We start from the raw sequence: 9,089 nt of genomic DNA, 5'->3' as shown, positions 1-9,089 counted from the left end.
GAAAGCGGACAGCTGGCTGTCGGCGCCGGCGGCGATGGTTTCCACCGCTGCCGAACCGCCCTGGCCCGCCGCGTCGAAAGCGGTGGTGCGCACGGTGATCACCTTGATCGCGTCGGCCGACTGCACGGTGGCCAGCACGTTGCCGGCATAGACCGGACGCACGAAGGTGTCGGCGGATTCGATGGCGACGATTTCGGAAATCTGGGCGACGTCCAGCAGCGCGGCGACGCGCGGCAGCAGGTTCTTGCCGAAAGACGAGGCCGGAGCCAGCACGTGGCTGTAGCCCTTGGCCAGGCCTACAACCAGCGCGGACAGGCTTTCAGCCAGGCCGTGGGCGTAGTGGGCGGCGTCGGCCAGCAGCACCTTGGCCACGCCGGCCACGCTCTTGGCGGCATCGGCGGCGGCGGCGGCGTTGTGGCCGGCCACCAGCACGTGCACTTCGCCGAGCTTAGCGGCGGCGGTGATGGTGTTCAGGGTGCCTGCTTTCAGGACCTGGTTGTCGTGTTCAGCGATAACGAGAATGGCCATGTCTTACAGCACCTTTGCTTCGTTCTTGAGTTTGGCGACCAGTTCGGCGGCGTTGGCCACCTTGATGCCGGCGGAGCGCTTGGCCGGTTCGGCCACTTTCAGCGTTTTCAGGCGCGGAGCGGCGTCGACGCCCAGATCGGCCGGCGTGGTCTTGTCCAGCGGCTTCTTCTTGGCGGCCATGATGTTGGGCAGCTTGATGAAGCGCGGCTCGTTCAGGCGCAGGTCGGCGGTGACCACGGCCGGCAGGCGCAGCTTGACGGTTTCCAGACCGCCGTCGATCTCGCGGATCACGTCCACGGTTTCGGCCGCCAGATCCACCTTGGAGGCGAAAGTGCCCTGAGACCAGCCCAGCAGCGCGGAAGTCATCTGGCCGGTCTGGTTGGCGTCGTCGTCGATCGCCTGCTTGCCCAGGATCACCAGCTGCGGCTGCTCCTTGTCGGCGACGGCCTTCAGCAGCTTGGCCACGGCCAACGGCTGCAGCTCGACATCGGTCTCCACCAGGATGGCGCGGTCGGCGCCCATCGCCAGCGCGGTGCGCAGGGTTTCCTCGCACTGCTTGACGCCCATGGACACGGCGATGATCTCGCTCACTTTGCCGGCTTCCTTCAAACGCACCGCCTCTTCCACGGCGATCTCGTCGAAGGGATTCATCGACATTTTGACGTTGGCGATATCAACGTCGCTGCCGTCGGCTTTGACGCGGACTTTCACGTTGTAATCGACAACGCGTTTCACTGCGACTAGAACTTTCATATTCCTCCAGCAAACATCTGTGGGTTAATCGAACGCGGAAGGCAACGAACGGCCAGCTGTGCCTGATTATGCCCCAAGCAAAATTCAAACGAGCGTTTGGTTTGTGCGCGCCGAGCCGGCGCGTGGTGAAAATGCAACTCGGCATCGATAGTACGTCATTTCCCGCCGGTTTGCATTTCAGCCCGAAGCTGTCACAATGCACTGCAGCATTTCCCCGTCATAAAATTCTGCAGGGAGTTGTCATGACTGTCTATTTCGAGGATCTGGTCGTCGGTGCCAGCGCCGAAGCCGGAAAAACCATCACCGAGGCCGACGTGCTGCTGTTCTCCGCCGTCAGCGGCGACAACAATCCAGTGCATCTGGACCAGACCTACGCCTCCACCACTCCGTTCGAAACCCGCATCGCCCACGGCATGCTGACCGCCAGCCTGATCTCCGGCGTGATCGGTACTCGCCTTCCCGGCTACGGCACCATCTACCTATCGCAATCCACCCGCTTCAAGGCGCCGGTGCGCATAGGCGAAACCGTCACCACTCGCGTCACCGTCGAAGAGCTGATCCCGGAAAAGAAACGAGTACGTCTGACCACCCAATGCCGCGTCGGCAGCAAGCTGGTGCTGGAAGGGGAATCGCTGGTGATCGCGCCGTCCCGCAATTGAAATCAACAGGACTGGCCGTGCCGGCCCAGCGCCCAGCGCACCGGCTCGGCCACCAGTTCGTCAGGAAAGTCCAGCCGCCGGCGCAACGAGGCCACGACTTCCGGCGAGGTCGGCGCGTTGCCCAAGCCCACCGCCAGATTCGACAGCCACTTGTGATAGCCGATGCGGTAGATCGGGCTGCCCGCCATCCGCTCGCGGAACTCGTCCGCGCTCCAGTCGAACAGTTCTACCAGACTGGCGCCATCCAGACCATGGCGCACCGCAAAATCAGCTTCTGCTGTTAAAGCGCCGAAACGGTTCCATGGACAAAACAACTGGCAATCGTCGCAGCCGTACACGCGGTTGCCGATCAAGGGCCGCAGCGGTTCCGGAATCGGGCCCTTCAATTCGATGGTCAGGTAGGAAATGCAACGGCGCGCGTCCACCGTGTAAGGCTCGATGATGGCGCCGGTGGGACAGACATCCAGGCAGCGCGTGCAACGGCCGCAATGACCATCTTCGGCTTCGTCCGGCGGCAGCGGCAGGTCGGTCAAAATCTCGCCCAGGAAAAACAGCGAGCCCTGGCGCTTGGTCAGCAGCAGCGTATGCTTGCCGCGCCAGCCCAGGCCGGCCTGCGAGGCCAGCGCCACCTCGGCCAGCGGCGCGCTGTCGGTGAACACCCGGTAGCCGAACGATCCGACCGCGCCTTCTATGCGCTCGGCCAGCTTCTGCAGCCGGTTGCGCAGCACCTTGTGATAGTCGCGCCCCAGCGCGTACCGCGACAGGTAGGCGCGCGACGGGTCGGCCAGCACCTGCTCGGCCGGCTCGCCCCCCGGCCAATAGTTCATCCGCAGCGAGATCACCGACAGCGTGCCGGGCACCAGCTCGGCCGGCCGCACCCGCATCGCGCCATGCCGGGCCATATAGTCCATCTCGCCGTGATGCCCGGCCGCCAGCCAGGCTTCCAGCCGTTGTTCCGCCTCCGGCGGCAGCGCCGCGCGCGTGACGCGGGCGTCGGCGAAACCGGCTTCGCGCGCCCAGGCTTTGATTTGGCGCGACAATTCGGGATAATCCGGTTTTTGAGGAGGATTCTCAGTCATGGCGATGGATGATACCAGCGTTCAAAGCGGCGGCCTGCCCGACGAGAGCGCGACCCTGGCGCTGGGCGCAGCCTTCGCCGCCGCCGCAGAGCCCGGCCTGACCGTCCACCTGCTGGGCGACCTGGGCGCGGGCAAGACCACGTTCACCCGCGGCCTTCTGGCGGCGCTAGGCCACCGCGGCAAGGTGAAAAGTCCCACCTACACCCTGGTGGAAAGCTACGCCTTACCTGAATATAGTGTCCATCACTTCGACCTGTACCGCTTCGCCGATCCCGAAGAATGGAACGACGCCGGCTTCAGCGAATATTTCGGACAAGACAGCCTATGCTTGGTGGAGTGGCCGGACAAGGCCCGCGGACTCGCGCCCGCGCCCGACATCATGCTGGAACTTGCCGTCGCCGGAGATGGTCGCACCTATCACTTTCAAGCCCTGAGCCAAACCGGACAGTCATGCCTGATTCGACTTTCGACCCAACACGCCGCACGCTGCTAGGCGCAGCGGCAGCCACCTTTTTGATCGCCGTCAGCCGGAAAGGCTGGGCGGCAGGCAGCCAGATCGTCGCCCTGCGCATCTGGCCGTCGTCCACCTACACCCGCATCACGCTGGAGTCTAGCGCCGCCATCCAATACAAGCAGTTCACGCTGGCCAATCCGAACCGGCTGGTGATCGATCTGCAAGGCGTGCAATTGAACGGCGTGCTGAAGGACATCAGCGGCCAGATCGCCGCCGCCGATCCTTATATTCGCACCGCCCGCGCCGGCCAGTTCGACCCGGACACCGTGCGCCTAGTGATGGACCTGAAGACCGACGTCAAACCACAGGCCTTCGCGCTGGCACCGGTGGCCGAATACCAGCACCGGCTGGTGGTGGACCTGTATCCGGCCAGCGGCCAGCAGGACGATCCGCTGCTGGCGCTGCTGCAGGACTACAACAAGGGCAAGATGGAACAGCCCCCGGCGCAGATCAAACCCAAGGCCAAGAACACCGACCGCCCCATCGTCGTGATGCTGGACCCCGGCCACGGCGGCGAAGATCCCGGCGCCATCGGCCTGCAGGGCAACCGCGAGAAGGACGTGGTGCTGAAGATAGGCCATCAGCTGAAGCAGCTGATCGACGCCGAATCCAACATGAAGGCCTACATGACGCGCAGCGACGACGTGTTCATCCCGCTGGGCGTGCGCGTGGCCAAGGCGCGCAAACTGAACGCCGATCTGTTCGTCTCCATCCACGCCGATGCCGCGCCCAACCGCGCCGCGCGCGGCTCCTCGGTGTTCGCGCTATCCGAGAAAGGCGCCACCAGCGCCTTCGCCAAGGCCTTGGCACAGACCGAGAACAATTCCGACCTGGTCGGCGGCGTCAAGATCGGCAGCAAGGACAAGTATCTGGCGCACACGCTGCTGGATCTGACCCAGACCGCCACCATCAACGACAGCCTGAAGCTGGGCAAGACCGTGCTGGGCCAGCTGGGCGGCTTGAACAAGCTGCACAAGAACGCGGTGGAGCAAGCGGGCTTCGCAGTGCTGAAAGCGCCGGACATTCCATCCATCCTGGTGGAAACCGCCTTCATCTCCAATCCGGAAGAAGAGCAGCGGCTGATTACCGCCGAGTTCCAGCAGCAAATGGCCAACGCCATCTTCAGCGGCGTCAAACGCTACTTCGCCTCCGGCGCCGCGCTGGCCGCGCGCGCCTGAACCCTCGCCCGCCAAAACAAAACCGCCGGGCGATTTGGCCTGGCGGTTTTCATTTGCCTGCACACTCAGTGCGTCGGCGGCATTTCTCCGGGCGGGGAATCCTCCTCCGCCGGCACCCGGTAGGTCTCGCTGGCCCACTGCCCCAGATCGATCAGGCGGCAGCGCTCGCTGCAGAACGGGCGATAACGGCTCTGCGGCTCCCAGCGCACTTCGGCTTTGCAGGTGGGACAGGCGACGATGCGTACGGATTCGGACATGATGCTCAAAACTTGCAATTGGTCAGTTGGAACTCGACATCCTGCTCGGTCTGGCGCGGCCGGGTCTCGCCGGTTACCGCGTTGACGAAGCGGATGTTGAGCGCGTACTTGTTGGCGGACAACTCGGGCAGCAGCTCCAGATTGTCGTCGTAGGCGACCTGGATCAACTGCACCACCTTGCCGCCGGACATCTGCTGGAACGCGCCCTTGCGGGCAACGTAATGATAAGTCTTGCCGCTGTCGCGCAGCAGGTGCAGCAGTATTTCGGCGGCGTCAGCGGTGGGCATCAGCGGCGCGGCCCAACGACGCAGATCCTGGCGTCGCACCTCGGCCGAGCGCTGCTGCCACAGATGATAGGACGGCAAGTCGAACTGGCAGGTCCCGCCGGGAATGCCGGCGCGCTGCTTGATCGCCATCAGCCACTCGTTCTCGCGCAAGTTCNNCACCTGCAGCGCGGCGTGATGATCATGCGGGTGATCCTTGCCGATAAAGTAGGCCAACCGCCCGTACAGATACTCCAGACGGAGCAGAATACGGGTGCGCTCGGTGACAGGAAATTCGAAACTGATCACGGCAGATCTGCCCTTCTCCACGGCTTGCAGCAAGCCTTATAACAATGCTTTGACAAGATTTGCCAGATAATAACTGTGTTTGGCATCAACTTGAAGCCTCAATTCTGCCAAGCCGCCGCTATTGTCGATGACATCGTCGGCGCGGCTCAGCCTCTGCTCGCGCGGCAGTTGCGCGGCCATGATCGCACGCACCGCTTCCGCGCTCAATCCGCTGCGCCGCATCACCCGTTCCACCTGGACCTCTTCGCGGCAATCCACCGCCAGTGTCCGTGCCAGCAAAGGCAAATAACGGTTGCTTTCAAACAGCAGCGGCACCACCAACACCGCGTAGTCTCCGGACGCCGCCGCCAGCTGGCGCACGCTTTCCGCGTGGATAGCCGGATGCAGGATGGCCTCCAGCCTATGCCGCTCTCCAGGATCTGCGAACACCCGCGCCCGCATCGCCGCGCGGTCCAGCGAACCGTCGCCGGCCAGCGCAGATGGGCCGAACGCGCGCTCGATCGCCGCCATCGCCGCGCCGCCCGGTCCCGTCAGCAGGTGGGCGATGCTGTCGGTGTCCACCACCGGCACGCCCAGCTCGGCGAAACGATCCGCCGCCGCGCTTTTGCCGGAGCCTATGCCTCCCGTCAATCCCACTACCGGGATAGCCATGCCAAATATCCATTCATGATCTGCGGCCCCCACACCAGCGCGATCCAGCCTGCCGTCGCCAGATAGGGGCCAAAGGGAATCTGCTGCCCTCCCCGCACTTTAGACGCCGCCATCAGCGCGACGCCGAACAGCGCGCCCACCAGCGACGACAACAGGATGATCAGCGGCAACATGCTCCAGCCCAACCATGCGCCCAACGCCGCCAGCAGCTTGAAATCGCCATAGCCGAAACCTTCCTTGCCGGTCAGCAGCCGAAATACGTGAAACACCAGCCACAGCGACAGATAGCCGAATACCGCGCCCCACACCGCGTCGCTCAGCGGCACCAAGCCTGTCTGCAGGTTGAATAGCAGACCGCCCCACAGCAACGGCAAGGTCAGGTTGTCCGGCAACAGCTTGGTGTCGAAGTCGATGAAAGCCAATGCCAGCAAACAAGCCGTCATCGTCAAAGCGCCGGCCAGCGGCCAGCCCCAGCCCAGTCTCCAGGCCAGAAAACCGAACAATGCGCCACACAGCAGCTCCACCAGCGGATAACGCCAGGCGATGCCCGCCTCGCATTCGCCACAGCGGCCGCGCAACAACAGAAAACTCAGCAGCGGCACATTGTGCCAGGGCCGCACTGGCGCATGACAAGCCGGACAATGCGAGGCGGGCCGCCACAAATTGTAGCGACTCTCATCGTCCAGCTCATGTCTGGCCTGCTGGGCGGCCAGACGCAACGCGGACGACTCGCCGCCTTCAGCCAGATATTCAACACTATCCGCCAGGAACTCCCGCTCCAGCATCCTGGGCAGGCGATGAATCACCACATTCAGAAAGCTGCCCACCATCAGTCCCAGCAATAATGCCGCGCCGGTCAACCAGGCTGGATGGGTGGCCAACAGCCATGTCATGTCTTCCAGCATCAACCCACCACCTGCCCCATCTTGAAAATCGGCATGTACATCGCAATCACCAGCCCGCCTATCAATATACCTAGTATCACCATGATCGCCGGCTCCAGCAGGCTGGACAACGCAGCCACCGCATTATCCACCTCTTCCTCGTAAAAGTCGGCTACCTTGTCCAGCATCTGGTCCAGCGAGCCCGATTCCTCGCCGATCGAGGTCATCTGCAGCACCATATTGGGAAACAGATCGGTGCGCTGCATCGAATAACTGAGGCTGGAGCCGGTGCTGACATCGGACTGGATCCGCCGCGTCGCCTCTGCGTAAACCTGGTTGCCCGCGGCGCCGCCGACGGAATCCAACGCCTCCACCAGCGGCACGCCGGCGGAGAACAGCGTCGACAGCGTGCGCGCCCAGCGCGCGATGGTGGCCTTGCGTATGATGTCGCCGATCACCGGCAGCCGCAGCAGGATGCGGTCCATCTGCTCCTGCATCTTGGGCGTGCGCTTGAACGCGTAGAAAAATGCGAAAATCGCGCCAAACAGGGTGCCGAAGATCAGCCACCAGAAATGGACGAATTGATCGGACAGCCAGATCACGAACAAAGTCGGCGCCGGCAGGTTGGCGCCGAAGCTGGAAAACAGGTCCTTGAACGCCGGGATCACGTAGATCATGATCACCGCGGTGATGATGAAAGCGGTGCCGACGATGGCCGAGGGATAGATCATCGCCGATTTGATCTTGGACTTGATGGCCATCACCTTTTCCTTGTAGGTGGCCAGTTTGTCCAGCAGGCTGTCCAAAACGCCGCCCGCCTCGCCCGCGGCGATGATATTGCAGAACAGCTTGTCGAAATATAGCGGACGCTTGCGGAACGACTCCGCCAGCGACATACCGGTTTCGACATCCGCCCTCACCTCCAGCAGCATCCGCGTCACCGCTGGATTGCTGTGCCCTTTCGCTGCAATGTCAAAAGCCTGCAACAACGGCACCCCTGCGCGCATCATCGTCGACAGCTGGCGGGTGAACAGCGTAATGTCCTTCTCGGTGATTCGCTTGCCGAAACCGCTGCGCCGGCGACGGATCTTGGCGACATTGATGCCCTGCCGCCGCAACTGGGTTTTGGCGACCGTCTCGGACTCTGCGCGCAGCTCGCCCCGTATCATCTTGCCGGACTTGTCCTTGCCTTCCCATTCCCAGATGTAGCCTGGATTCGCTTTCTTGGCCGCCGTGGTCGCCATCGCCCCGTTTCCTCTAATTAACGCCGTGGGTCGCCATTCAATCGTTGGTCACCGCCTCGACCTCAGCCAGCGAGGTCATGCCGGTCATCACCTTCAGCAAGCCGGCTCGGCGCAAATCGACCATGCCCTCCTCCCTGGCCAGATCGGAGATGTCGACCGCGGTACCGTTCTTCATGATCAGACGCATCATTGGGTCACTGATCGGCATCACTTCGAAAATCCCGACCCGCCCCCTGTAACCAGTGTTCCGGCACTCCTCGCAGCCGACTGGTCCGTAGGGATGCCAGCCGCCCGTCAAATCCTCCTTCAAGAAGCCGGCGCGCAGCAGCGCCTCCTCCGGAATCTCAACCGGTTGCTTGCAATGGCTGCACAGTTTGCGCGCCAAACGCTGCGCCATGATCAGCAACACCGAACTGGCGATGTTGAACGGAGCCACGCCCATGTTCAGCATCCGTGTCAGCGTGGATGGCGCGTCATTGGTATGCAGCGTCGAGAACACCATGTGACCGGTCTGCGCGGCCTTGATTGCGATGTCGGCGGTCTCGAAGTCTCGGATTTCGCCCACCATGATCACGTCAGGATCTTGCCGTAGAAAAGCCTTCAGCGCCGAGGCGAAGGTCAGCCCTGCCTTTTCGTTGACGTTGACCTGATTGATGCCGGGCAGATTGATTTCCACAGGATCCTCGGCTGTGGAGATATTCGTGTCCGGCTTATTCAAAATGTTCAGACAAGTATAAAGCGATACGGTCTTGCCGCTGCCGGTGGGGCCG

The 9,089-nt window shown here is 62.8% G+C and carries 11 protein-coding genes and 1 pseudogene; 3 read left to right on the top strand and 9 right to left on the bottom strand.

Features of this window, described 5'->3' with window-relative positions:
- Together LQR33_RS23170 and LQR33_RS23165 are read right to left on the bottom strand one after the other, a co-directional pair.
- Positions 1-528: pseudogene (locus tag LQR33_RS23170) on the bottom strand (electron transfer flavoprotein subunit alpha/FixB family protein); the annotation flags it as partial.
- A gap of 3 nt (positions 529-531) precedes the next feature.
- Positions 532-1,281, bottom strand: coding sequence for an electron transfer flavoprotein subunit beta/FixA family protein (locus LQR33_RS23165; RefSeq protein WP_021479161.1), 750 nt, complete (start codon positions 1,279-1,281; stop codon positions 532-534).
- Between the two features lie 242 nt (positions 1,282-1,523).
- Here LQR33_RS23165 and LQR33_RS23160 point away from each other — a divergent pair, with 242 nt between their 5' ends.
- Positions 1,524-1,940 carry a MaoC family dehydratase gene (locus tag LQR33_RS23160; protein ID WP_166439754.1) on the top strand — a complete coding sequence of 139 codons (417 nt, stop codon included), beginning with the start codon at positions 1,524-1,526 and terminating at the stop codon, positions 1,938-1,940.
- Positions 1,941-1,942: 2 nt separating this feature from the next.
- Here the strand turns inward: LQR33_RS23160 and queG are convergent, their stop codons facing one another.
- On the bottom strand, positions 1,943-2,980 hold the full coding sequence (gene queG, locus LQR33_RS23155) for a tRNA epoxyqueuosine(34) reductase QueG (RefSeq protein ID WP_331282878.1): 1,038 nt from the start codon (positions 2,978-2,980) through the stop codon (positions 1,943-1,945).
- Between the two features lie 37 nt (positions 2,981-3,017).
- Between queG and tsaE the strand changes: the two genes are divergently transcribed.
- Together tsaE and LQR33_RS23145 are read left to right on the top strand one after the other, a co-directional pair.
- Positions 3,018-3,512 carry a tRNA (adenosine(37)-N6)-threonylcarbamoyltransferase complex ATPase subunit type 1 TsaE gene (gene tsaE, locus LQR33_RS23150; protein WP_205692520.1) on the top strand — a complete coding sequence of 165 codons (495 nt, stop codon included), beginning with the start codon at positions 3,018-3,020 and terminating at the stop codon, positions 3,510-3,512.
- On the top strand, positions 3,470-4,711 hold the full coding sequence (locus LQR33_RS23145) for an N-acetylmuramoyl-L-alanine amidase (protein WP_231470616.1): 1,242 nt from the start codon (positions 3,470-3,472) through the stop codon (positions 4,709-4,711). The genes tsaE and LQR33_RS23145 overlap by 43 nt, the downstream gene beginning before the upstream one ends.
- A gap of 65 nt (positions 4,712-4,776) precedes the next feature.
- Here the strand turns inward: LQR33_RS23145 and yacG are convergent, their stop codons facing one another.
- The 6 genes from yacG to LQR33_RS23115 form a co-directional block, all read right to left on the bottom strand.
- Positions 4,777-4,968 carry a DNA gyrase inhibitor YacG gene (yacG, locus tag LQR33_RS23140; RefSeq protein WP_221668063.1) on the bottom strand — a complete coding sequence of 64 codons (192 nt, stop codon included), beginning with the start codon at positions 4,966-4,968 and terminating at the stop codon, positions 4,777-4,779.
- A 5-nt stretch (positions 4,969-4,973) separates the two neighbouring features.
- Positions 4,974-5,414, bottom strand: a complete 441-nt coding sequence (locus tag LQR33_RS23135; protein ID WP_462476158.1) for a cell division protein ZapD — start codon at positions 5,412-5,414, stop codon at positions 4,974-4,976.
- A 162-nt stretch (positions 5,415-5,576) separates the two neighbouring features.
- Positions 5,577-6,191 carry a dephospho-CoA kinase gene (coaE, locus tag LQR33_RS23130; protein WP_166439758.1) on the bottom strand — a complete coding sequence of 205 codons (615 nt, stop codon included), beginning with the start codon at positions 6,189-6,191 and terminating at the stop codon, positions 5,577-5,579.
- Positions 6,176-7,084 (bottom strand): prepilin peptidase, encoded by a 909-nt coding sequence (locus tag LQR33_RS23125; protein ID WP_221664089.1) that lies wholly within the window; start codon positions 7,082-7,084, stop codon positions 6,176-6,178. The genes coaE and LQR33_RS23125 overlap by 16 nt, the downstream gene beginning before the upstream one ends.
- Before the next feature lie 11 nt (positions 7,085-7,095).
- On the bottom strand, positions 7,096-8,319 hold the full coding sequence (locus tag LQR33_RS23120; RefSeq protein ID WP_166439760.1) for a type II secretion system F family protein: 1,224 nt from the start codon (positions 8,317-8,319) through the stop codon (positions 7,096-7,098).
- Positions 8,320-8,356: 37 nt separating this feature from the next.
- Positions 8,357-9,089, bottom strand: a 733-nt coding sequence (locus tag LQR33_RS23115) for an ATPase, T2SS/T4P/T4SS family (protein WP_231470614.1), incomplete at its 5' end; no start/stop codon positions are given.

This window comes from Chromobacterium piscinae (assembly GCF_021129175.1).
In the GTDB taxonomy this organism is placed as follows: Bacteria; Pseudomonadota; Gammaproteobacteria; order Burkholderiales; family Chromobacteriaceae; genus Chromobacterium; species Chromobacterium piscinae.
Note: the sequence above shows the minus strand (reverse complement) of the source record. Positions and strands in the feature narration are given on the sequence as shown.

Bases quoted from the DNA above. Each gene is read 5' to 3' on its own strand.
- LQR33_RS23165 (WP_021479161.1), bottom strand. From the start codon at position 1,281: ATGAAAGTTCTAGTCGCAGTGAAACGCGTTGTCGATTACAACGTGAAA.
- LQR33_RS23160 (WP_166439754.1), top strand. From the start codon at position 1,524: ATGACTGTCTATTTCGAGGATCTGGTCGTCGGTGCCAGCGCCGAAGCC.
- tsaE (WP_205692520.1), top strand. From the start codon at position 3,018: ATGGCGATGGATGATACCAGCGTTCAAAGCGGCGGCCTGCCCGACGAG.
- LQR33_RS23145 (WP_231470616.1), top strand. From the start codon at position 3,470: ATGCCTGATTCGACTTTCGACCCAACACGCCGCACGCTGCTAGGCGCA.
- yacG (WP_221668063.1), bottom strand. From the start codon at position 4,968: ATGTCCGAATCCGTACGCATCGTCGCCTGTCCCACCTGCAAAGCCGAA.
- coaE (WP_166439758.1), bottom strand. From the start codon at position 6,191: ATGGCTATCCCGGTAGTGGGATTGACGGGAGGCATAGGCTCCGGCAAA.
- LQR33_RS23125 (WP_221664089.1), bottom strand. From the start codon at position 7,084: ATGACATGGCTGTTGGCCACCCATCCAGCCTGGTTGACCGGCGCGGCA.
- LQR33_RS23120 (WP_166439760.1), bottom strand. From the start codon at position 8,319: ATGGCGACCACGGCGGCCAAGAAAGCGAATCCAGGCTACATCTGGGAA.